Here is a 21,008-nt window from a genome sequence, read left to right as displayed (position 1 = left end):
AGATGCTTGGTGCGATAAAGAAGGGGAACGGTTCACTTGCCGCTAGTGGCGCACACCCTCGTCATCGTTGAAAGCCCCACGAAGGCCAAGACCATCCGTGGCTTCCTTCCCAAGGGATTCAAAGTTGAAGCCTCTATGGGGCATGTCCGCGACCTTCCCAACAACGCCAGCGAGATTCCGGCATCTGCCAAAGGGCAGAAGTGGGCCAACCTTGGCGTGAACACGGAAGCGGATTTTGATCCGCTGTATGTGGTCCCGAAGGACAAGAAAAAAGTGGTTCGGGAGTTGAAAGACGCCCTCAAGGGTGCTGATCAGTTGCTGCTGGCAACGGACGAAGACCGGGAAGGAGAGAGCATTAGCTGGCACCTGCTGCAGCTTTTGGCTCCAAAGGTGCCTGTGAAGCGGATGGTGTTCCACGAAATCACCAAGGAAGCCATCGGCAAAGCGCTGGATCAGACCCGCGATCTCGATATGGAGCTGGTCCACGCCCAGGAGACCAGGCGCATCCTCGATCGCCTTGTGGGTTACACCCTTTCTCCTCTCCTCTGGAAAAAGGTGGCCTGGGGGCTCTCCGCGGGACGTGTGCAGTCCGTTGCGGTTCGGCTTCTGGTGCAACGGGAGCGGGCCCGCAGGGCCTTCCGCAGCGGAAGTTACTGGGACCTCAAGGCCAAGCTCGAGCAGTCGGGCAGTGCCTTTGAGGCCAAGCTCACTCACGTGGGTGGACAGCGCATTGCCACCGGCAATGATTTTGATGAAAGCACCGGTGGGCTGAAGGCGGGCAGTGCCGTTCGGCTGCTCAGTGAGAGCGAGGCCAAGGCCTTGGCTGAAACCGTGCGATCGAACGCCTGGACGGTGGATGCGGTGGAGGAGAAGCCCACCGTGCGCAAGCCGGTGCCTCCCTTCACCACCAGCACCCTCCAACAGGAGGCCAATCGCAAGCTACGCCTCTCAGCCCGGGAAACCATGCGCTGTGCCCAGGGGCTCTACGAACGCGGTTTCATCACTTACATGCGGACCGACTCGGTGCATTTGTCTGATCAAGCGATCAATGCATCGCGCAGCTGTGTTGAGAGCCTTTACGGCAAGGAGTATCTGAGCAAGGGGCCGCGGCAATTCAGCACCAAAGCCCGCAACGCCCAGGAGGCTCACGAAGCGATTCGTCCCTCAGGCGAAAGCTTCCGCACCCCCGGCGAAACCGGCCTCGATGGGAGAGACCTGGCGGTCTACGAACTGATCTGGAAGCGCACCGTTGCCAGTCAGATGGCCGAAGCAAGGCTGACGATGCTGTCGGTGGATCTCAGTTCAGGAGAAGCCAGTTTCCGATCCAGCGGCAAGCGCATCGACTTTCCCGGTTTCTTCCGTGCCTACGTGGAGGGAAGTGATGATCCGGATGCAGCACTTGAAGGTCAGGAAGTGTTGTTGCCGGCGCTGAGCGTTGGGGATGCACCAAAGCCGAAGGCTGTTGAGCCGCTGGGTCATCAGACCCAACCCCCGGCACGGTTCAGCGAGGCTTCCCTCGTGAAGATGCTGGAAAAAGAGGGCATCGGTCGGCCCTCGACCTACGCCTCGATCATCGGAACGATCGTTGATCGTGGTTACGCCACGCTCCTGGGCAATGCACTCACCCCCAGCTTCACCGCTTTTGCTGTGACGGCGTTGCTGGAGGAGCATTTCCCCGAGCTGGTCGACACCAGTTTCACCGCTCGGATGGAGAACACTCTGGATGAGATCTCCCACGGCAAGGTGCAGTGGCTTCCCTATCTCGAGGGCTTTTATAAGGGTGATGAGGGTCTTGAAACCCAGGTTCAGCAGCGGGAAGGGGACATCGATCCCGGTGCATCCCGCACCATCGACCTCGAGGGTTTGTCCTCCGTGGTGCGCATCGGCCGTTTTGGCGCCTATTTGGAGGCCAAACGAGTCAGCGACGATGGTGAGGAGGAGCTGATCAAGGCCACCTTGCCCCGGGAGATCACCCCGGCTGATCTGGATGAAGATCAGGCCGAACTGATCCTCAAACAGAAGGCTGACGGCCCCGAATCCATTGGCGAGGATCCGGAAACGGGTGACCTGGTCTACCTGCTGTTTGGTCAGTACGGCCCGTATGTGCAGCGGGGGCAGGTGAGTGATGAGAATCCCAAGCCCAAACGCGCGTCCCTTCCCAAGGGACAGAAGCCTGAGGACCTCACCTTGGAGGATGCGCTTGGACTACTGCGGTTGCCGCGTCTTCTGGGCGAGCACCCGGATGGTGGGCGCATTCAGGCGGGGCTGGGCCGCTTTGGCCCCTACGTGGTTTGGGATAAAGGCAAGGGCGAGAAGGACTACCGATCCCTGAAGGGCGACGACGATGTTCTGGGGGTGGGACTGAGCCGTGCTCTCGAGTTGCTGGCCATGCCCAAACGTGGGCGGGGTGGACGCACCGCCCTTAAAGACCTCGGCAAGCCGGAGGGTAGTGATGAAACGATTCAGGTCTATGACGGCCCCTATGGCCTTTATGTCAAGCAGGGCAAGGTGAATGCTTCGCTGCCGGAAGGCAAGGGTGCTGATGATGTGACCCTCGAGGAAGCGGTAGAACTGCTCGCCGCCAAGGCGGCCTCGAAAAAGGGCGCGCGCAAAACCGCCGCCAAAAAAACAGCGGCAAAGAAGCCAGCAGCCAAAAAGCCTGCGGCTAAAAAACCCCCCGCCACCACAAAGACTGGTCGTCTTAGGGCCAGTGCGGTGCGGGTGATCAAGCCAGCTGAAAACTGATGCCCCGTCTGCTTTGGATGCTGCCCGTCGGGCTTCTGCAGGCCTGTGCAGGGACACCGGTCGCCGAGCAGTTGGAACGGTCCTTTGCGGTGCCTGAAGACAGGCCGATGCAGGTTGCGCCAGTTCAGGCTTCCAAGACCAGCCCAACGGGGGACCGTTCCACTGGATCGGCACCTGAGGCTGCATCACCTGCAGAGCCGAACTCCCCAACCCCAGCGATCTCTGCCCCTGTTTCTCAGGATTCGCAGGAGACAGTGCCGGAGACAACACTTCGGCCAACCGCATCACAACGTCTGCCCCAGGCGCCTTACCGGATCACCATCCGTTTGGCCGGAGCCGATCCTGCGGCTCCGGCTGAGGCCGTCACCCGAGCTCTGCGTGAGGCGGATGTCGGCTTTGCGGTTGAACGGATTGAGCGGGTCGAGCCATGACCGCAGAACCCCCCCGGTTGAGTCGCCAGCAGGCACTGAGGCTGGTTGAGGGGGCTTATCTCGCTGCTGCGACGGGTCTGATTTGGCTGGCTCTTTACTACCTCCCGGTGGGTGGTGCTCTCTTCCGCCTGGCCCTGCCTCTTCCACTGATCCTGCTGCAGTTGCGCCGTGGCAGCCGCTCCGGTGCCGAGGGTCTGCTGCTTTCTGTGCTGCTGCTCACAGCGCTGATGGGTCCATTGCGTGGCCCACTTCTGCTGTTCCCTTACGGGCTTTTATCACTGTGGCTGGGCTGGAGCTGGTGCCGGGGTGTCAGCTGGTGGCTGAGCTGGTCGGGCGGAGTCGTTCTTGGAACAGCAGGCTTCCTGGTCAGAGTTGTGGTGCTCTCGTTGCTGGTGGGAGAAAACCTCTGGGTCGTCATCACCCGTGCAGGTTCTGCTCTGCTCGACCGAGTGATCGTGGCGCTTCATCTTCCGATCACCCCCGATCTCACCCAGGTTCAGTTGATAGCGCTTCTTTTGGTAGTGGTTCAGGAGGTCATCTACGTCCTTTCGCTGCATGCTCTGGCGTACTGGATTTTTCCCCGCCTGCGATCACCGATTCCGGAGCCTCCGAGGCTGCTGCATGGACTCGTTGCCCTCGACCCCCTCTGATCCGTCCGCGTTGCCCCAGGGCTGTCAGCAGCTGGGACGTCTCGGAGCAAGCCCTCTGCATGAGGAGTCCCTCCATCCTTGGAAGTCCAGGGATCAATCCGTGGATCTGTTACTGGTGCTGGCTGCCACGCAGACGGCGGAGCATGAGGGAATCTCTGCCGCAGGCGCCACTGCGGCCTCGCGTCGCTTTACGGCCCTTGCTGATGCGGAGCTCCTGATCCATGGGCCGGCTGGGCAGCGCCGTTGGCCTCTGCCGCCGCTGCCCGCTGGTGTCTCCCCCGCCCTGCTCAGCCATGTTGCGGCGCGCCGATTGAAGTTGAACCCGCAGGTGGCGGCTCTCGGCCTAACGCAGAGACCCGATTTCCCCCACCTGGAGATTGAAACCCTGGATCAGGGGCCATCGGCGTGTCTGTCGAGCGGAGCGGCGATGCCGTTGCCGCGGGTGCAGCACCTTTGGCGACGTGGAGAGCTCTTGGGCAGGCGGTTGCAACGCCCCCTAGTGCTCGCGGAATGTGTGCCGGGAGGGACCACAACCGCTCAAGCGGTGCTGACGGCCCTCGGCGTGGAGGTCGCCCATCTGATCAGCGGCAGTGCACGTCACCCCCCTCAGCAGCTCAAGCAAGAGCTGGTGACCCAAGGGCTGCAGCGGGCGTCCCTTGGGGCACATCCTGCGGCCGAGCAGATCCTGGCCGCTGTCGGTGACCCCTTTCAGGCCTTCACCGCAGGGGTGTTGGTGGGAGCGGTGTCGTCGGGACAACCGCTGTTGCTGGGTGGGGGGTGCCAGATGCTGGCTGTTCTGGCACTGGCGATGCAGGCCCTGCCCGCCAGTCAGCGGCAGCGCCTGGCGGACCAGGTGCTCATCGGCACAACCGGTTGGCTCGCTGATGAGGGGGCCGCTGCCACAAGCCAGTCCCCTTTGGGGGGGCTTGTGGATGCCACCGCAGGCCTTGTGGATACTTCACTGTCCGTCCTGGCCTGTGGCGTGCGCTTTCACAGCAGCATCCATCAGCCGTTGCTGGACTATGAGCGGGGATACGTGAAAGAAGGTGTGGGGGCCGGTGCACTGTTGCTGCTTGCCCAGCTGCGCGGATGCACTTGTTCCGACCTGGTGCGGGATTGTGAGCGTGCTTTGGAGCAGCTGCTCAACCGCCCCGTAACGTCAACGCCATGAACGTCTGGAGTGAGCGGTTGGGTCCCCTGAGCCGGCGCCATGTGCTCCAGATGATCGGGGCGACGGGGTCAGTTGTGCTGGCGGGCTGTCGTCAGGCGACAGAGGCTCCAACCCTGATGGCCCCGGCTGGAGTGTTGCCGAAACCGTGGGCTGATGCTCTGCCCAAGCCATGGCGGTTGACGCTTGCTCCATCGCAGCAGGACTGGACGCCGCAGGATCGGGCGCGCGCCGATCTTCTGGTGATGGGGGATGGTTGGCTCGACGCCCACTCGCCTGACACGCTGCAGCCCATTGCCTCTGAACCGCTTTTCCGTCAGTTGGATGGCCAGGCCAAGTCTTTGCTGGGAGCGCTGGGGGCGCTGCAGGGTCGAGTGTTGCCGCTGGCCGTTAGTCCCTGGGTGATGTTGCTGCGGGATGACGGGGCCGTGGCGCAGGAGGGTTGGCCCCTGTTGCTGGATTCCGCCTTGGCAGGGCGTGTGGTGCTGCCCGCCAGCCCCCGACTGGTGCTGAGCCTGGCGGACCATTTGGGTGGGGGGCAGGCTTTGAGCCAGCTCCGTCGACAGGTGCTCACCTTTGATGATCGTCAGGCCAGCAATTGGCTGCTCAAAGGTGATGCCCGGGTGGTTGTTCTCCCGCTCAACCGTTGCATCGCTCTGCTGAGACGGGATCCGCGTCTTCGGGCTGTTCTGCCCAAATCCGGCGCACCCTTGCACTGGACCGTTCTGCTCCGACCGGAAGCCAGCCGCGAGCCGGTGCCCCAAGGCTGGGTTGAACAGGGTTGGCGGAATCCCCTGCGCCGCCGCCTCGTGCAGCTGGGTTGGCGGGCTCCCATCACCTCGTCAGATTCGATGCCAGGGGCAATGGCGGATCAAAACGCTCTGCCTGCTCGTCTTCAGCCCCTGCTGTTTCCTCCCGCCGACACCTGGTCGCGCTGTTGGTCCCTGCCGCCGCTGCCGCCGCAAGGGCGGGAGGAGTTGGAACGCCTCTGGAGTGAGTCAGCTCCATAGGCGCCGTCGCGGTGAAGCCACCAACCGTTGGTGGGTGTCCGCCAGCAGATCAGGGATGGGCAGTTGATGTGGGCATCGGGGCAGGCACTCCCCACAGCGTTCACAGGCCGAGGCATCGTGCTCTTCCCACCAGTGGCCTGCACGGCCGATCAGGTTGTAACGCTCCTGCGCAAAAGCGTTGAGCTCATGGCCGATGGCCAGGTTGCGCAGACGCAACAGTTCGGGAATCGGAACCTGCTTTGGACAGGGGAGGCACGCCTGACACTGTTTGCATTGCTCTTGGCCGAGTCGTTCTTCCTGGCGCCCCTGTGCCGTGAATAAGGCCTGTTGCTCTGCATCATTGAGCGGGCCATCTGCTTGCGCCAGCCTTGCAGCGAGTTGGAGATCATCGGGAACGGCAGCACCAACAGTCAGGGTGCTGATGCCTTGCGACAGCAGGAATCTGTAGGCCAGTTGCAAGGGCTCAAACGGGGTGCAGTCCTCCACCAGCGTTGGGCTCGGTGCCTGTAGGCGCCCTCCTTTGTCTGCGGGAGAGATCGCCATCACTCCAAGCCCATGGCTCAATGCCCAGTGAGCTAAGGGCAGCCTCTTGGGGTCAAGCCAATGCAAGTGCAGGCTGCAGAAGGTGAATCGCTGGCTGCGCAGTGCCCGATCGATCAGCGGATTGCTGCCATGGCTGCTGAAGCCCACCTGGGTAACGCGGCCGCTGTTGAGGGCCCAGTCGAGAAGTTTGGAACCGTGCCCCACCAGAGCCCAGTCAAGGTGGTCCTCCAGGTTGATGCCATGGACTGCAAGGTTGTCGAGGTGTGGGCAGCCCAGGCGCTCCAGGATCTGGTCAAGGCGACGTTGCCCCTCCTCGAAGGTCAACCCCGGCAGCAGTTTGCTGGTGATCACCCAGTGGTCTGAAGCTCTCCGGGTGTTCTGTCGAAGAGCCTCTCCCAGAAAACGTTCGGCAGGTCCATAGGCAGGGGCGGTTTCAAGGTGGTTGATCCCCGCTGCCGCTGCCGCTTCGAGCACCTCCGCCATCTGGGACCCTGAGTCGAGGGCTCGCATCGTTCCCAGGCTGAACAGGCTGACGGGGCGGCCGCTACCAAAGGCGCGGGTTTTCACTCCTCCGAGGGGGCTTCGTTGTCCTGGTTGCGCAGATGGCGCACCAGTGCGGCAGGGCTGAGGTCGTCGACAAAACGGCTGAAGGCACTTTGATCTTCTGCATCGGCCTCCGCATCCACCGGGATCGATGCTTCAGCTACGACTTCCTCCAGCATCCAGATGCCGCTCCCAGTTCTGATCGCCAGCGCGATGGCGTCGCTGGGTCGGGCATCCACTTCAATGAGTTCCAGCGCTTCGTCTTCGGCTAATTCCCCTTCATCCAGATCAGGTCGCAGCTTCAAGACTGCGTGAAAGGTGCTGTCTTCGATCGCATGGACAATCACGCGCTCCAGCTCGAGCCCCCCAGCCACCAGCAGCGCTGCCATCAGGTCATGGCTGAGGGGCCGCGGTGGTGCTCCGCCCTGCAGGCCGGCCATGATGTTGTGGGCTTGTGCCTGGTCGATCCAGATCGGAACTTGTCGTCGACCGCTTGGATCCCGCAGGAGCACCATGGGGGTTCGACTGGCGGCATCGAGGGCAATTCCGGCGACGCTCATTTCGACCATGTCGTCGGCGCGGCTCTATCCGATTATGGCTAAGTAGCCGCTGCGAGCGATGTTCACGGGGCTGGTGCAGTCAGTGGGAAGAATTGAGCGTCGTGCCGGGGCTGTCGTGGTCTGGGGATGTGCTCCCTTTGCTCCCCTGGCGCTTGGCGATAGCGTCGCCGTTGATGGTGTCTGCCTGACGGCGGCTGAGCTGATGGCGGATGGCTTCCGCGCCGATGTGAGTGAGGAAACCCTGCGCCGCACCACCCTGGGACGAAAAGCGGACCGAGGTGGAGCTGTGAACCTCGAGCCCGCGCTTCGGCTGAGCGACCGGCTTGGGGGACATTTGGTGAGTGGCCATGTGGATGCCACCGGTGAAGTCACCTGCGTGGAGACCCTCCCCCATTCCTGGGCTCTGTCGATTCGCTGGTCTGAAGCCCGATTTGGCCGTTACGTCTGTGAGAAGGCCAGCATTGCTGTGGACGGCATCAGCCTCACAGTGGCGGAGTGTTCAGCGGATGGAACGACTTTCTCCCTCGCCGTCATTCCCCACACCTGGGATGCAACAACCCTGAGGAACCTGGCCGTTGGAGACACTGTGAATCTGGAAGCCGATCAACTGGCTCGTTATGCCGAGCGTCTGCTGCATGCCGATCCTTCCGATGGCCGCAGCACGGAGGAGGGGCTGTCATCCGACTGGCTGGCCGCTCACGGCTGGTCTTGATCCATCTGCTGAAGAACAATCATTCCGGAGTCCCGCTGGAGTTCGATCTTGAATTCCTGTCCGGGCTCAAGGCCAAGCCGACGGGTATAGGCGTGGCCGATCAACAGGTTGCCGTTGCCATGAACACGGGTTCGGAAGTCGGCCTGCCGACCACGGCTGCCGCCTGAGGAACTGCTGTTGCTTTTCGGCAATTGCCATCCCTGGGCCGCCGCTTTGGCCTCCACCAGGGCGCGATAAAAACTTTTTTTGAGCAGACGTCCACTCGGACCCACATAGCCACAGCCGCGGGCAATGTCGTCTTCCGGCCGATTGCTGAGCGATCTGGCCTTGTCTAGCAGTTCCTTGCCGACCAGCATTTCAGGAATTAATTCAACTGAATTCTGGCCACGCCCGCCAATCAAGGCAAGGGATCAGAGCAGATAAAGGATCACGAAAAGAACCACCCAGATCCCATCCACAAAGTGCCAGTACAACTCCGCTGCCTCCAGGGGGAAGTGGTCGGCTGCGGTTACACGGCCCTCCGGTTGCCTTGCCTGCCACCAGACAATCAGGGTCATCAGGGCGCCGAGGGTTACATGGAGACCATGAAATCCCGTGGCGGCGAAAAAGGTGCTAGCGAAAAGGTTGTCGGTCAGGCCGAAGGGGAGAGTGAAATATTCGACCATCTGACTCACCAGAAAGGCCAGTCCGAGGCCTGCGGTGATCAGAAGCCAGCGTCGGCAGCGCCTGTGGTCGTCCTGGCGGATGGCCTGGCCGGCACGGTGGAAGGTGGCACTGCTCACCAGCAGCAGAACGGTGTTCAGGATCGGCAGGGGCAGTTCGAGTTCATAGATGGCCCCGTCCGGGAGTGGGTTCACCGCTTTAAAGGTGAGGTAGGCCGCAAAGAAGCCGGCGAAGGTCATGGCGTCCGCCACTAGAAAAGTGGCGAGGCCGAACATGCGGTGATCGGGATGCTCGGCATGCTCCGTATGGCCGTGATCCTGATCTTTGGTGGTCACTGTGGTGGTCATTTGCCGCTTCTCCAGAGATCACGACCGCTGGTTGCGGTGAGGTCAAGCTCGTCTGGTGGGACGCCATATCCGTAGGGCTCTTCCACGAGAGGGGCTTCGCCGATCCAGTTTTCAACTGGTGGCGGAGAACTGGTCAGCCATTCGGGAGTCAGCGCTTCCCAGGGGTTGTCTCCTGCGACAGGACCGCTCAGGGCGCTGTGGATCACATTCCAAAGGAAGGGCAGGGTGCTGATGGCCATCAGCAGGGCTCCGACGGAGCTGATCTGATTGATCAGGGTGAATTGGGGGTCGTATTCAGCAACACGTCGCGGCATGCCGTTGAGGCCCAACCAGTGCTGCGGACCGAAGCACAGATTGAAACCGATGAAGGTGAGAGCACAGTGCAGCCGACCAAGATCCTCATTCAGCATTCGGCCGGTGAATTTGGGGTACCAGTGGTAAATCGACGCGAAGATTACAAAGACCGAACCACCGAAGACGATGTAGTGGAAATGAGCGACGACGAAGTAGGTGTCGTGGACATGGATGTCGAAAGGCACCTGTGCCAAGGCGACGCCTGTGATGCCTCCAAGAACGAAGTTCACAATGAAGCCGCAAGAAAACAGCATGGCGCTGTTGAGGCTGATGCGTCCGCCCCAGAGTGTTGCCAACCAATTGAAGAATTTAATGCCGGTTGGAACAGCAATGAAGGCTGTGGCAATGGTGAAAAACAGTCGCATCCAGGGAGGTGTTCCGCTGGTGAACATGTGGTGGGCCCACACGATCAGGCCCAAAACAACAATGGCCATGATCGAGTACACCATGGTCACGTAGCCGAAAAGCGGCTTGCGGGCATGAACCGGCAAGATTTCGCTCACCAAGCCAAAGGCTGGCAAGACCATGATGTAAACGGCTGGGTGAGAATAGAACCAGAACAGATGCTGGTAGACGACAACATTTCCGCCAAGGGTTGGGTTGAAAAATCCTGTGTGGGCAACAATATCGAAACTTAGTAACACCAATGTTCCGGCGAGAACTGGTGTTGAGAGAACCACAAGAATGCTGGTTCCCAACATCGCCCAGCAATACATGGGTAGCTGCATCAACTTCAGGCCGGGGCGACGCAGCTTGAGAATTGTGGCGATGAAATTAATGCCTCCGAAGATCGAGCTTCCGCCAAGCAGCAGCACGCTCAGGATCCAGATGACTTGTCCTGTGGCTGGCGTCGTGATGCTGAGTGGTGGATAAGCGGTCCAGCCAGATTGAGCAGCACCTGTTAGGAAATAGCTGGTGATCAGCATTAATCCGGCTGGAGGAATCAACCAAAAAGCAACAGCATTAAGGCGTGGGAAAGCCATGTCCCGCGCTCCAACATAAAAAGGGATTAAATAGTTCCCAAAGGCACCATTCACCACAGGGACGATCCAGAGGAAGATCATCACAGTGCCGTGGAGGGTTAAAACCTGGTTGTAGACATCCCGTGCCATGAAGTCGGAAACGGGGCTGGTGAGTTCCGTTCGAATCGCACCCGCCAGTGCTCCGCCAATGAGATAAAAAGCAAAGCCACAAACGAGGTACTGCAGCCCGATCACTTTGTGATCAACGCTGAAGCTGAAATACCGCAACCATCCGCTGGGTTGAAGACGTGGGGGACTGGATGTTTCAGGGGGCAGGCTGATGGTCATGTCAGGCGTTCGCGATGTTGATGGGCTCGTCTTCCGGTGCTGCTTTGGCGTTTTGTTTGTACCAGTTGTTCCAGTCTTCCGGGCTTTCCACTACGACAGTGGAGCGCATTCCGCCGTGGTAAGGGCCACAGAGTTCGGCGCAAACGATCGGATAGCGTCCCGTGCGGGTTGGCGTAAAGCTCAGCTGGGTTGGTTGGCCTGGGATGACATCCTGTTTCAAGCGAAATTCAGGGACCCAAAATGCATGAATCACATCTTTTGCTTCCATGCGAAGGGTGATTGGTCGATCGGATGGAACATGAAGCTCGCCTGAAGTGATATCCCCATCTGGGTAATGAAAGAGAAAGGCAAATTGCATGGCCGTCACTTCAACGGGCAAGACATTCGTTGCTGCCGCTGATTCAATCGATCCGGAACTGATGCCTCCCCATATCTGCTCCTCGTGGGCCCCACCCATATGGTCATGGGCCAGTGGCACCATGCCACCCATCCGGTCGTAGATGTCGTAGCTGTATAGGCCAACAAAAAGAACGACAACAGCTGGAACTGCTGTCCAGAAAATTTCAAGGGGAAGATTGCCTTCAATGGCTAAACCATCACCAAGTTGACCGCTACGCCGTCGGAATCGAATCAAGCTGAAGACGAGAAGACCAGTAATTCCAACAAAAAGAATGCTGCCAATCGTGAACAGAACCTTAAACAGTTCGTCGTAAATTGGCGCGTTGGCGCTCGCGTCGATGGGAAGGAGGTTGATGTTCTGGCCGATCCAAAGACCGCCCAAAGCAAGGACCATCCCAATCACTAACGTGAGAATGGCGGATGGGATCTGCACCCGATGAATCCCAGGTTTTCATCAGCGTATGGGCCTGGCTGCGTATCTCCATGAAGTGATTGTTAAGGCCTCATTTCTGTCAGGGAAAGGGGATGATCTTTCCCTCTTTTGTTTCGCAGATGGCCATAAAGCATGACGCCATGTTCTGCATCGCTACGGTCCGAGCAATCCCTTCTGGGTTGCATCGGATGGAGCTTGTTCGATGATCCTTTCTTCAATGTCGACCCTTCGTCGACGTCTTGGGTTGTTATCGGCGCACTTGGTAGTCGCCGTCATCGCTTTGGTGGTGATCGGTGGCGCGACGCGCGTGATGGAGGCCGGCTTGGCCTGTCCCGACTGGCCTTTGTGCTTTGGCTCATTTCTGCCGGGTCGCCAAATGAATGTTCAGGTGTTTCTGGAGTGGTTTCATCGCCTTGACGCTTTCGTCGTTGGCGTCGCCCTGGTGGTGATGGCTGTGACGACGATGGTTCGGCGGCGTCAGCTGCCTTCATGGCTGCCCTGGCTGGCGGCTGGCCTGATGGTTCTTGTGGCCATGCAGGGAGGGCTGGGTGCTTTGACGGTGACCCACCTGCTCCCATCGGATGTCGTGACTGCCCACTTGGCTCTTGCTCTAACGCTTGTTGCACTGCTCAGTGGGTTGACGCAACGCCTGCTTCATCCCGCTGCCGTCGCCGCTCCGCTCTGGTGGCGCATCTCGGCACTGCTTGGACTGTTGTCGGTCTTTTCCCAATGTCTTCTCGGTGGTCGACTAGCCACCTCTTGGGCAGGGCAGCGTTGCCTCGCTGGGGGCGAGGCCTGTCATTTGGTTCTCTCCCATCGCGTCACGGCGATGCCGGTGGCCGTTGTTCTGCTGGTCTTCGCCGGAGTGGCACTGCTGGCTGGTGGTTGGGCCCGCCGCCAGTGGCCCTGGCTTGCTGGGGTGGTTCTCCTGGTGCTGACTCAGGTGGCGCTGGGTGTCCTCACCCTTCGCCTCGGTCTGTCGCAACCCGCGGTAACCGTTGCGCACCAGCTCGTGGCTGCCCTGTTGATCGCCCTGATGGCGGCGCTTCTGGTCCGATCTCCGGCGGGCCGCCCCTCACCGTCCCGTTCCGTCGTTCTCGACGACACCTCGTTGGAGGCCTGTCATGGCTGAACTCACAGCAATCGTTCGTCCGACCCGTGAGGAGGTGGTTCCCTCCCGCAAGCGGGTGAAACTTCCAGCCTGGCTGGAAGTCGCCAAACCGCGACTCATCCCTCTGCTGCTTGCCACCACTCTGGGGGGAATGGCTCTCAGCGAGGGGTGGCCCCTCTCCTCGCCGCGGCTGGTTTGCACCCTGGGGGGAGGAGCTCTCGCTTCAGCTGCCGCTGGTGTTCTGAACTGTTTGTGGGAACAGGATCTCGATGGCCGGATGGCCCGCACCAGCGGTCGGGCACTTCCCTCCGGTCGGCTTTCGCCCACCAGTGCGTTCGCCGGAGCCATCGCATGCACTTTGGCAGCGGCGATGTTGCTGGTGAGTGGTGTGAACTGTCTCGCTGCCGGACTGTCCCTGCTCGGTCTTTGCAGTTACGTCCTGCTCTATACAGCGCTGCTCAAGCCGCGGACGTCACAGAACATCGTCATTGGTGGCGTTGCCGGGGCGATTCCACCCCTTGTGGGGGCTGCTGCCGCCACCGGTCATGTTGGCCTCGGGGGCTGGTGGCTGTTTGCTCTGGTGATGGTCTGGACGCCAGCCCACTTCTGGGCGTTGGCACTTTTGTTGCGCGAGGACTACCGCGCTGTTGGTATTCCGATGCTGCCGGTCGTCAAAGGGCCTGTGGTGACAGCGCGGGCGATCAAGACCTATGGCTGGATCACCGTCCTGCTGAGCGGTTTGGGAGTGTTCGCCCTGCCCTCCGGTGGTGTCTTCTACGGTCTGTTGCTGCTTCCCTACAACGGTCGGCTGCTGCAGCTCGTCGACCGACTTTCTCTTGATCCCGACAGCCTTCTGAATGCCAAGGCTCTGTTCCGTTGGTCGATTCTTTACCTGTTCGGTGTGTGCCTGCTGCTGATTCTCAGTCGAACGGATCTTGCATCAGGCTTTGCTTACCAGGTGATGCAGCTTCTCTACCTGCTCATGGGGATTCAATGAACACTCTTTAGATTCCCTGGATTGCCCGAGGATGTCCCTGACGGTGCCTGATGGCGTTGATTGAACTGCGCAAGATTTCCAAGTCCTACGGCTCGGTTACGGCTCTACGTGAGCTTGATCTCACCGTTCCTGAAGGGTGCCTCTACGGGCTTCTTGGCCCGAATGGTGCCGGTAAAACAACGGCCATGCGCATTCTGGCCACCCTGCTTGCCCCGGATGGCGGTTCCGTACATGTGGGCGGTGTGGACGGGCTGGCGGAGCCAAGAGCCGTCCGCCAACTCATGGGTTATGTGGCCCAAGAGGTCGCTATTGACAAGATTCTGAGCGGTCGAGAACTGCTGCAGCTTCAAGGTGATCTGTACCACTTGCAGCGGAAGGATCGCGAAACCCGAATTGCTGATCTGATTGAACGCCTCTCCATGGGCGACTGGATTGATCGCCGCTGCGGTACCTATTCCGGTGGCATGCGTCGTCGGCTCGATCTGGCGGCCGGTTTGCTGCACCGTCCCCGGTTGCTCGTGCTTGATGAACCCACCGTTGGATTGGACATCGAGAGCAGGAGTGCCATCTGGCAACTGTTGCGTCAGCTGGTTCAGGAGGGCACCACTGTTCTTCTGAGTAGTCACTACCTGGAAGAGGTGGAGGCACTTGCTGATCAGATGGCGATCATTGATGACGGTCGGGTGATTGCTGAAGGCACTCCGGACCAGCTCAAGCAAAGGCTTGGGGGTGATCGCGTCACCCTCCGGGTCCGAGAGTTCAGCACTGCTGAAGAGGCGGCCAAGGTGCGTGCGCTGCTTGAACCGCTGAATGGGGTGCTTGAGGTGGTGGTCAACCGAGCTCAGGGCTTTTCGCTCAACCTGGTAATTGAAGGTGGGCCCGTGATCGACCAGCTTCGTCAAACCCTTGATGGTGCAGGCCTCCCTGTCTTTGCCTTGGCCCAAAGCCGTCCAAGCCTCGATGATGTCTACCTTCAGGCAACAGGACGCACCCTGATGGATGCTGAACTGGCCATTGCAGGCCAGCGCGACGTCAAGCAGGAAAAGCGTCAATCCATGCGTTGAGTGCCAATGATGACCTCCCCCACAGCATCAATTGCTCTTCAGCAGCAGCAATCCGGAGCCTTCGCTGAGCTCAGCCAGGAGACGTGGGCCCTCACCCGGCGTCTGTTTCTTCAGTTGATGCGTCGTCCCTCGACCTTGATCGCTGGGATTCTGCAACCATTGATTTGGTTGATTCTGTTCGGCGCGCTCTTCGCTAACGCCCCTGAGGGCCTGCTCCCAGGCGGGATGAGCTATGGCCGTTTTCTTGGCGCTGGAGTCATTGTCTTCACGGCATTCAGCGGAGCTCTGAACGCCGGGCTACCGGTGATGTTCGACCGTGAATTCGGCTTCCTCAATCGTTTACTTGTGGCACCCCTGCGAAGCCGCAGTTCCATCGTGCTTGCGTCGGTGATCTACATCACCGCGCTCAGCCTGCTGCAGAGTTTGGTCATCATGGGCACGGCGGCCGTGCTCGGTTACGGGTGGCCTGGCGTCAGCGGCCTTGTTTTGGTGCTGGTGACGCTGCTGCTCCTGGTGTTTGCCGTGACAGCCCTCAGCCTTGGGTTGGCGTTCGCTTTGCCGGGCCACATCGAGTTGATCGCCGTGATTTTTGTGGCCAACTTGCCCTTGCTCTTCGCCAGCACGGCCCTTGCCCCTTTGTCCTTCATGCCGACCTGGCTGGGGTGGCTTGCGGCCTTGAATCCTCTTACCTTCGCGATTGAACCCATTCGAGCGGCCTACCAAGGTCCTCTTGACCTCTCGGCAGTTTTGTTGGAGGCCCCCTACGGGGATGTCACCGGCACCACTTGCCTGCTGATCCTGCTGCTCCTCACCATCGGGCTGTTTCTTGTGATTCGCCCGCTGCTCAACCGCAAACTCTCCTGAATCCGTGCTTTCTTCCCCGTTTCAGCAGCCGTCGCGTCGACAGAACGCTCTGGCCCTTCAGATCCAGGAGGCCAGGACCACAAGCGATGAGGCCTTGCTGTCTCGCCTGATTAGTCAGTGGGTTCACCGCTACGGATTTAAAAGCGCTGGTGATCTTGACCTGAGCTTGCCTGAGCCGACGGTCTCGGATCGTGAGTTCAGTTCCACTCGTGAGTTCAGTTCCACAGTGGCTGACTCCAGCGTTTCTCCTGCTGTTGAACCGTTGCAGATTGCGGTTGCTGATGAGCCTTGCTTCGCTCCTGAGATCCTGGCGGAGGAAGAGTTGTTGGTTGAGGAAGAGGTTGTAGCGGAGGAAGAGTTGTTGGTTGAGGAAGAGGTTGTAGCGGAGGAAGAGTTGTTGGTTGAAGGAACGGCTCTTCAACAGACCTTCACTGCTGGTCCTGTGCCGGCTCCCCCCATCACTACTCCGCGTTCACTTCGGCGTTGGCTTCCGCGCCGAGAGGATGGCGATTTCCAGAAGGCTGCCTGAACACCATGATTCCGAACCCTGAATCCCTTGATCAGGGGCTGATCGTTTCGGTGCAGGCACCACAAGGTTCGCCGATGCGCCACCCTGATGTGATCGCTGCCATGGCCGAAGCCTCCCTGCGAAATGGGGCAGTCGGTGTGCGCTTGGAAAGCCCTGAACACATTGGTGCTGTGCGTCGTCGCTGCCCAGATGCCTTGATCATCGGCTTGTGGAAGTGCACGTTCCCCGATAGTTCGGTGTACATCACCCCGGGATGGAAAGAAATCCAGGCTGTGTGGTCTGCAGGTGCCGATGTGATCGCGATTGACGCTACAGCCCGTAAGCGGCCTGCTGGTCAGGACCTTGCAACGTTGGTGCAGCGCACCCGTGATGAGCTGCGTGCTCCCCTGATGGCTGATGTGGATTCGCTCGACAATGGACTGCGTGCGGCCGAACTTGGCTGTGACTGGGTTGGGACCACGCTCTACGGCTACACGGAGGCGACAGCGCAGCAGCGCCCACCTGCGCTTGATCTTCTCCCCCAGCTCCGCGCAGACCTTCCCAGCTCTGTGCGCCTGATCTGTGAGGGGGGAATTTCCTCACCGGCCGACGCCCGTTCAGCGTTGCAGGCCGGTGCAGACACCGTGGTCGTTGGGACGGCGATCACCGGAGTGGATCTCCAGGTGACCGCTTATCGCGAGGGAATGATCAGCTGATCACATCATTCCGGGCATGCCCATTCCACCCATGCCACCCATTCCCGGCATGCCCATGCCGCCCATTCCACCCATGCCACCCATGCCACCCATGGGATCGCCGTCTCCTGCCGGAGCAGGTGCTGGAGGTTCCGGTTTGTCGGCGATCACAACCTCGGTCGTGATTAGAAGAGAGGCGATTGAGATCGAATCCTGCACAGCCAGACGCACCACCTTTGCGGCGTCGACGATGCCTGCAGCCATCAGGTCTTCATAAGCACCACTGAGGGCGTTGAATCCCTGGCCACTGCTGCGCATGCCAGCGATCACAACATCGCCGTTCTGCCCGGCATTGGTAGCGATCTGATGAATCGGTGCGGTCAGCGCCCGTTGCACAATCTCCACACCGGTGCGTTGGTCGCCGTTGAGGCTTGACGCCAGCGAGTTCAGGCTGTCGGCGAGTTGCAGCAATGTGCTGCCGCCGCCGGCAACAATGCCCTCTTCGATAGCGGCACGGGTTGCATTCAGGGCATCCTCGATTCTCAGTTTGCGGTTCTTCAATTCCGTTTCCGTTGGGGCACCGACCTTGATCACTGCAACGCCACCGGCCAGCTTGGCGATCCGCTCGCTGAGCTTCTCGCGGTCGTAGTCGGATTCGGTGGCCTCCAGCTCACGTCGGATCGCGCCAACGCGTTCGCTCACGGCCTGGCGATGGTCGTCCGTGGCGACAATCGTGGTGCTCTCCTTGCTGATGGTGACGCGGCGCGCTTTACCGAGATCCTCGAGGGTCACCTTGTCGAGGGTCATCGCCTTGTCCTCGCTGATCAGCGTTCCGCCGGTGAGGATGGCGATATCGGCGAGGGCTGCCTTGCGACGTTCTCCGAATGAGGGAGCCCGAACAGCGGCCACCTGCAGAACCCCACGGCTCTTGTTCATCACAAGCGTTGCCAGAGCCTCGCCTTCCACTTCCTCCGAGAGGATCAACAGAGGTGATCCACTTTTCTGAACGGTCTCCAGCACGGGGACCAGATCTGTGATCGTGCTGATTTTGCGGTCCGTTAGCAGGATCAGTGGGTTTTCGAATTCACAGACCTGACGATCGGCATCAGTGACGAAGTAAGGGGAGCTGTAACCGCGGTCGAAGGCCATGCCTTCGGTGATTTCGAGTTCCGTTGCCAGGGATTTCGATTCCTCAACAGTGATCACCCCATCGGTGCTCACCTTGTCCATCGCCTCCGCAATCATCTGACCGACTTCTTCGTCACCCCCGGAGCTCACCGTGGCCACCTGACGAATGGCATCGCCGGCGACGGCCTGGCTCCGCTCGCCCAGTCCCGCAACAATCTGTGCGGCGGCTTTCTCCATGCCACGGCGGAGTTCCACGGGGCTTGCGCCAGCAGCTGTGTTGCGCAGACCTTCCCGCACCATGGCCTGAGCCAGGACTGTTGCGGTCGTGGTGCCGTCTCCGGCTTTGTCTTTGGTCTTTGACGACACCTGCTGCATCAGCTTGGCGCCGAGGTTCTCGAACGGATCATCCAGTTCGATTTCGCGTGCGATCGAGTCGCCGTCGTTGACGATGTCGGGTGCGCCGAATTTGTTTTCGAGCACAACGTTGCGACCCCGGGGGCCGATCGTGACGCGCACTGCATCGGCGAGTGCATCTACACCCCGCTCAAGGGCGCTGCGGGATTCGTCAGAGAAAGAAAGGAGTTTGGCCATAGTCGCGGGGACGCCGTTGGTCACTGTCCCATAGCGATGTGGCACTCGTGGAGAGGTCTTGTGGTGGGGAAAGCCGAATGGTTTCGAGTCGCCTGGATGCCCCCCCTTAACGAACTCATTAGGGTCCGGTCATGGCTGAATCGGGAGCGCTCTTTTTTGTCCTGATGGCGGGGCTGGCCGGTTCAATGGCCCTGGTTTACGTCCCCTTGCGAATTTTTCTGACAGCGACAGCCCGCAGCCGTCGCCTTCGCCTGCTCCAGCGCATCCGCCGCTTGCGTGATCAATTGGCCCAACCCCTTGATCCCTGATTCTTGTTCTCAGGCCATCACCATGCCGCCATCAACCTGCAGCACCTGGCCTGTGATGTAGGCCGCTGCTGGGTCGGAGGCAAGGAAGCGCACGGCACCAGCCACCTGCTCCTGGGTTCCAAAGGTCCCCAGCGGGATGTCTTTGAGAATGGCCTCCGCATCGAGGTCCTTGGTCATGTCCGTGGCGATGAAGCCTGGAGCCACCGCGTTCACGGTGATGCCACGGCTAGCGAGCTCCTTCGCGGTGCTGCGGGTCAGACCGATGACGCCGGCTTTGGCGGCGGCGTAGTTGGCCTGGCCAGCGTTGCCCATCAGCCCCACAACAGAGGTGATGTTGATGATCCGGCCACTCTTCTGCTTCAGCATCGGGCGTGCCACAGCTCTCGTGCAGAGGAACACACCACTGAGGTTGAGGTCGATCACCGCTTGCCAATCGTCGGTTTTCATTCGCATCAGCAGGCCGTCCCGTGTGATGCCGGCGTTGTTCACCAACACATCCAGACGGCCGCTGCGTTCAAGCACCTGTTTGATCAGGCCATCCACCTCTGCCTCGACAGACACATTGGCTTTCAGGGCGTAGGCCTGGCCCCCAGCTGCAGTGATCGCAGCGACCACGTCGTCCGCTGCGGCGGCGGAATTGGAGTAGTTCACGACGACTTCTGCTCCTGCTTCGCCCAGGGCTAGGGCGATGGCACGGCCGATGCCGCGACCTCCTCCTGTCACCAGGGCGGTCTGACCGGCAAGAGAAGCGCTGGGAGACATGGAGGAACCTTTGATCGCAGGATCGTACGGAGCCGCCGTCATCAACCTCAACCCGGCATGGTTTCAATCGTGTCGACGGCCTCCCCCAGTAACGCTTGAAAGGTCGCGAGTTGGGTCTTGCTCCCCAGCACGATCAGGAGTTGTCCCGGTGCCATCTGGGTGTCTCCGCCTGGATTGGCGATCAGCTTTCCCTTTTCTCGGATCGCGAGCACCATGGCTCCACTGCGGCGGCCCAGCTCCAGTTCAGACAGGCTGCGCCCACGGATCTCCATCAGGTGCAGTGGGTCGTGACTCAGCTGGAATTCCTCGATCTCGTAATCAGAGCCAGCCAGAAGCTCCATGAAGTTGAGTGCCAGGGGCCGCAGAGCAGAAGCCGCCATCACGCGGCCACCAGCCACATAGGGACTGACCACGACAGTGGCCCCTGCCAGACGCAGCTTTGAAGCCGCTTCATCGCTGTTTGCGCGGGCAATTAAGCGGCAATCCGGCCTTAGATCCTTGGCGCTGAGGATCACATAAAGATTGGAAGCATCGCTCGGAAGGGCTGCAACGAGGCTGCAGCAGCGTTCGAGTCCTGCGTCCAGCAACGTTTCGTCCAAGGTTGCATCCGCCTGCAGAACACGCATCCCCTTCATTTCAGCGACATCCCTTCGATTGGGATCCGTCTCGATCACCACGAGAGGTACCCCATCGCGTTGGAGTTGGGCCGCGATTTCCTGCCCGATTCGGCCATAGCCGCAAAGGATCACATGGTTGTGCAGGCTTTCCAGCATTCGGTGAAAGCGGAATTCACGCAGTCTGAGGAAATATCCCGAGTCCTTCAGCCCGAGAACGCGTTGGATGGCCAGTTGAACAACCACCAATCCACCAACCACGATCAGCACGGTGACCAGGCGCCCCTGGGGTGACAGGACTTCCACCTCGCCGTAGCCGATGGTGCTGATCGTGATCAGCACCATCCAGAGGCAATCGCCCCAGTCCCAGCCCTCAGTGATTCGGTATCCAAGGGCACCGGCGAAGATCACAGCACTCAGGGCACTGATGGGGCCCCGCCATGGAGCTGTGATCAGCTTCAGCTGTCCTCTGGCTCTGCGGCGCCTCATTGGACCTCC

Annotated in this window: 22 protein-coding genes; 13 read left to right on the top strand and 9 right to left on the bottom strand. The window is 60.3% G+C overall.

The window, feature by feature from the left end; all coding sequences use genetic code 11:
- The first annotated feature begins 45 nt into the window (after positions 1-45).
- Genes topA through FZZ92_RS08480 form a run of 5 tightly spaced genes read left to right on the top strand, consistent with a single transcriptional unit; the run spans position 46 to position 6,004 of the window.
- Complete coding sequence (gene topA, locus FZZ92_RS08500; RefSeq protein ID WP_115024088.1) at positions 46-2,745, top strand: type I DNA topoisomerase; 2,700 nt, start codon at positions 46-48, stop codon at positions 2,743-2,745.
- The gene (locus FZZ92_RS08495) at positions 2,745-3,176 is read left to right on the top strand and encodes a hypothetical protein (RefSeq protein WP_226398311.1); all 432 of its coding nucleotides are present in this window, start codon (positions 2,745-2,747) and stop codon (positions 3,174-3,176) included. Before topA ends, FZZ92_RS08495 begins: the two co-directional genes overlap by 1 nt.
- Positions 3,173-3,826 (top strand): DUF2232 domain-containing protein, encoded by a 654-nt coding sequence (locus tag FZZ92_RS08490; protein WP_226398310.1) that lies wholly within the window; start codon positions 3,173-3,175, stop codon positions 3,824-3,826. The genes FZZ92_RS08495 and FZZ92_RS08490 overlap by 4 nt, the downstream gene beginning before the upstream one ends.
- A complete protein-coding gene (locus tag FZZ92_RS08485; protein ID WP_226422997.1) occupies positions 3,798-4,997 on the top strand; it encodes a nicotinate-nucleotide--dimethylbenzimidazole phosphoribosyltransferase in 1,200 nt (399 codons plus the stop codon). Before FZZ92_RS08490 ends, FZZ92_RS08485 begins: the two co-directional genes overlap by 29 nt.
- Entirely contained in the window at positions 4,994-6,004 is a 1,011-nt protein-coding gene (locus tag FZZ92_RS08480) for an ABC transporter substrate-binding protein (protein ID WP_226398308.1), read from the top strand. Before FZZ92_RS08485 ends, FZZ92_RS08480 begins: the two co-directional genes overlap by 4 nt.
- Here FZZ92_RS08480 and FZZ92_RS08475 read toward each other — a convergent pair.
- Both FZZ92_RS08475 and FZZ92_RS08470 read right to left on the bottom strand, forming a co-directional pair.
- Complete coding sequence (locus FZZ92_RS08475) at positions 5,993-7,114, bottom strand: aldo/keto reductase (RefSeq protein WP_226398307.1); 1,122 nt, start codon at positions 7,112-7,114, stop codon at positions 5,993-5,995. The two genes, FZZ92_RS08480 and FZZ92_RS08475, sit on opposite strands and share 12 nt — an antisense overlap.
- A complete protein-coding gene (locus FZZ92_RS08470; protein ID WP_226398306.1) occupies positions 7,111-7,659 on the bottom strand; it encodes a bifunctional nuclease family protein in 549 nt (182 codons plus the stop codon). Before FZZ92_RS08470 ends, FZZ92_RS08475 begins: the two co-directional genes overlap by 4 nt.
- 49 nt (positions 7,660-7,708) lie before the next feature.
- Here FZZ92_RS08470 and FZZ92_RS08465 point away from each other — a divergent pair, with 49 nt between their 5' ends.
- Positions 7,709-8,362: a riboflavin synthase gene (locus tag FZZ92_RS08465; RefSeq protein ID WP_226398305.1), complete on the top strand. Its 654-nt coding sequence runs from the start codon at positions 7,709-7,711 to the stop codon at positions 8,360-8,362.
- Here FZZ92_RS08465 and FZZ92_RS08460 read toward each other — a convergent pair.
- The 4 genes from FZZ92_RS08460 to FZZ92_RS08445 are packed head-to-tail and all read right to left on the bottom strand — an operon-like array spanning position 8,347 to position 11,868.
- Positions 8,347-8,718: an AbrB family transcriptional regulator gene (locus FZZ92_RS08460; RefSeq protein ID WP_226398304.1), complete on the bottom strand. Its 372-nt coding sequence runs from the start codon at positions 8,716-8,718 to the stop codon at positions 8,347-8,349. The two genes, FZZ92_RS08465 and FZZ92_RS08460, sit on opposite strands and share 16 nt — an antisense overlap.
- A 54-nt stretch (positions 8,719-8,772) precedes the next feature.
- Entirely contained in the window at positions 8,773-9,372 is a 600-nt protein-coding gene (locus FZZ92_RS08455; RefSeq protein WP_226398303.1) for a cytochrome c oxidase subunit 3, read from the bottom strand.
- Positions 9,369-11,036 carry a cytochrome c oxidase subunit I gene (ctaD, locus tag FZZ92_RS08450; RefSeq protein WP_226398302.1) on the bottom strand — a complete coding sequence of 556 codons (1,668 nt, stop codon included), beginning with the start codon at positions 11,034-11,036 and terminating at the stop codon, positions 9,369-9,371. Before ctaD ends, FZZ92_RS08455 begins: the two co-directional genes overlap by 4 nt.
- A gap of 1 nt (position 11,037) precedes the next feature.
- Positions 11,038-11,868, bottom strand: coding sequence for a cytochrome c oxidase subunit II (locus FZZ92_RS08445; protein ID WP_115024072.1), 831 nt, complete (start codon positions 11,866-11,868; stop codon positions 11,038-11,040).
- 202 nt (positions 11,869-12,070) lie between these two features.
- On the opposite strand from FZZ92_RS08445, the gene FZZ92_RS08440 reads away from it, so the two are divergent.
- The 6 genes from FZZ92_RS08440 to FZZ92_RS08415 are packed head-to-tail and all read left to right on the top strand — an operon-like array spanning position 12,071 to position 17,128.
- The gene (locus tag FZZ92_RS08440) at positions 12,071-13,000 is read left to right on the top strand and encodes a heme A synthase (RefSeq protein WP_370631258.1); all 930 of its coding nucleotides are present in this window, start codon (positions 12,071-12,073) and stop codon (positions 12,998-13,000) included.
- Positions 12,993-13,976 (top strand): heme o synthase, encoded by a 984-nt coding sequence (locus FZZ92_RS08435; RefSeq protein WP_226398300.1) that lies wholly within the window; start codon positions 12,993-12,995, stop codon positions 13,974-13,976. The genes FZZ92_RS08440 and FZZ92_RS08435 overlap by 8 nt, the downstream gene beginning before the upstream one ends.
- 50 nt (positions 13,977-14,026) lie before the next feature.
- The gene (locus tag FZZ92_RS08430) at positions 14,027-15,040 is read left to right on the top strand and encodes an ABC transporter ATP-binding protein (protein ID WP_226398299.1); all 1,014 of its coding nucleotides are present in this window, start codon (positions 14,027-14,029) and stop codon (positions 15,038-15,040) included.
- Between the two features lie 9 nt (positions 15,041-15,049).
- Positions 15,050-15,904, top strand: a complete 855-nt coding sequence (locus tag FZZ92_RS08425; RefSeq protein WP_115024066.1) for an ABC transporter permease — start codon at positions 15,050-15,052, stop codon at positions 15,902-15,904.
- A gap of 4 nt (positions 15,905-15,908) precedes the next feature.
- On the top strand, positions 15,909-16,433 hold the full coding sequence (locus FZZ92_RS08420) for a hypothetical protein (protein ID WP_226398298.1): 525 nt from the start codon (positions 15,909-15,911) through the stop codon (positions 16,431-16,433).
- A 5-nt stretch (positions 16,434-16,438) separates the two neighbouring features.
- Entirely contained in the window at positions 16,439-17,128 is a 690-nt protein-coding gene (locus FZZ92_RS08415; protein WP_115024063.1) for an N-acetylmannosamine-6-phosphate 2-epimerase, read from the top strand.
- Here FZZ92_RS08415 and groL read toward each other — a convergent pair whose 3' ends face one another.
- A complete protein-coding gene (gene groL / locus FZZ92_RS08410; RefSeq protein WP_226422995.1) occupies positions 17,129-18,826 on the bottom strand; it encodes a chaperonin GroEL in 1,698 nt (565 codons plus the stop codon).
- A 131-nt stretch (positions 18,827-18,957) separates the two neighbouring features.
- Between groL and FZZ92_RS08405 the strand changes: the two genes are divergently transcribed.
- Positions 18,958-19,134 carry a hypothetical protein gene (locus tag FZZ92_RS08405; protein ID WP_166017435.1) on the top strand — a complete coding sequence of 59 codons (177 nt, stop codon included), beginning with the start codon at positions 18,958-18,960 and terminating at the stop codon, positions 19,132-19,134.
- A gap of 9 nt (positions 19,135-19,143) precedes the next feature.
- On the opposite strand, the gene fabG is transcribed toward FZZ92_RS08405, so the two are convergent.
- Together fabG and FZZ92_RS08395 are read right to left on the bottom strand one after the other, a co-directional pair.
- Positions 19,144-19,896: a 3-oxoacyl-[acyl-carrier-protein] reductase gene (gene fabG, locus FZZ92_RS08400; RefSeq protein WP_115024366.1), complete on the bottom strand. Its 753-nt coding sequence runs from the start codon at positions 19,894-19,896 to the stop codon at positions 19,144-19,146.
- Between the two features lie 47 nt (positions 19,897-19,943).
- Positions 19,944-20,999 carry a TrkA family potassium uptake protein gene (locus FZZ92_RS08395; protein ID WP_226398296.1) on the bottom strand — a complete coding sequence of 352 codons (1,056 nt, stop codon included), beginning with the start codon at positions 20,997-20,999 and terminating at the stop codon, positions 19,944-19,946.
- Positions 21,000-21,008: the final 9 nt, after the last annotated feature.

Origin of the sequence: Synechococcus sp. MU1611 (assembly GCF_020514255.1) — a bacterium.
In the GTDB taxonomy this organism is placed as follows: Bacteria; Cyanobacteriota; Cyanobacteriia; order PCC-6307; family Cyanobiaceae; genus Parasynechococcus.
This window is presented reverse-complemented; position numbering and strand designations above follow the sequence as displayed.

Excerpts from the sequence above, each read along its gene's own strand:
- FZZ92_RS08495 (WP_226398311.1), top strand. The coding sequence starts at position 2,745 with ATGCCCCGTCTGCTTTGGATGCTGCCCGTCGGGCTTCTGCAGGCCTGT.
- FZZ92_RS08490 (WP_226398310.1), top strand. The coding sequence starts at position 3,173 with ATGACCGCAGAACCCCCCCGGTTGAGTCGCCAGCAGGCACTGAGGCTG.
- FZZ92_RS08485 (WP_226422997.1), top strand. The coding sequence starts at position 3,798 with ATGGACTCGTTGCCCTCGACCCCCTCTGATCCGTCCGCGTTGCCCCAG.
- FZZ92_RS08480 (WP_226398308.1), top strand. The coding sequence starts at position 4,994 with ATGAACGTCTGGAGTGAGCGGTTGGGTCCCCTGAGCCGGCGCCATGTG.
- FZZ92_RS08470 (WP_226398306.1), bottom strand. The coding sequence starts at position 7,659 with ATGGTCGAAATGAGCGTCGCCGGAATTGCCCTCGATGCCGCCAGTCGA.
- FZZ92_RS08465 (WP_226398305.1), top strand. The coding sequence starts at position 7,709 with ATGTTCACGGGGCTGGTGCAGTCAGTGGGAAGAATTGAGCGTCGTGCC.
- FZZ92_RS08460 (WP_226398304.1), bottom strand. The coding sequence starts at position 8,718 with ATGCTGGTCGGCAAGGAACTGCTAGACAAGGCCAGATCGCTCAGCAAT.
- FZZ92_RS08455 (WP_226398303.1), bottom strand. The coding sequence starts at position 9,372 with ATGACCACCACAGTGACCACCAAAGATCAGGATCACGGCCATACGGAG.
- ctaD (WP_226398302.1), bottom strand. The coding sequence starts at position 11,036 with ATGACCATCAGCCTGCCCCCTGAAACATCCAGTCCCCCACGTCTTCAA.
- FZZ92_RS08440 (WP_370631258.1), top strand. The coding sequence starts at position 12,071 with ATGATCCTTTCTTCAATGTCGACCCTTCGTCGACGTCTTGGGTTGTTA.
- FZZ92_RS08435 (WP_226398300.1), top strand. The coding sequence starts at position 12,993 with ATGGCTGAACTCACAGCAATCGTTCGTCCGACCCGTGAGGAGGTGGTT.
- FZZ92_RS08430 (WP_226398299.1), top strand. The coding sequence starts at position 14,027 with ATGGCGTTGATTGAACTGCGCAAGATTTCCAAGTCCTACGGCTCGGTT.
- FZZ92_RS08425 (WP_115024066.1), top strand. The coding sequence starts at position 15,050 with ATGACCTCCCCCACAGCATCAATTGCTCTTCAGCAGCAGCAATCCGGA.
- FZZ92_RS08415 (WP_115024063.1), top strand. The coding sequence starts at position 16,439 with ATGATTCCGAACCCTGAATCCCTTGATCAGGGGCTGATCGTTTCGGTG.
- groL (WP_226422995.1), bottom strand. The coding sequence starts at position 18,826 with ATGGCCAAACTCCTTTCTTTCTCTGACGAATCCCGCAGCGCCCTTGAG.
- FZZ92_RS08405 (WP_166017435.1), top strand. The coding sequence starts at position 18,958 with ATGGCTGAATCGGGAGCGCTCTTTTTTGTCCTGATGGCGGGGCTGGCC.
- fabG (WP_115024366.1), bottom strand. The coding sequence starts at position 19,896 with ATGTCTCCCAGCGCTTCTCTTGCCGGTCAGACCGCCCTGGTGACAGGA.
- FZZ92_RS08395 (WP_226398296.1), bottom strand. The coding sequence starts at position 20,999 with ATGAGGCGCCGCAGAGCCAGAGGACAGCTGAAGCTGATCACAGCTCCA.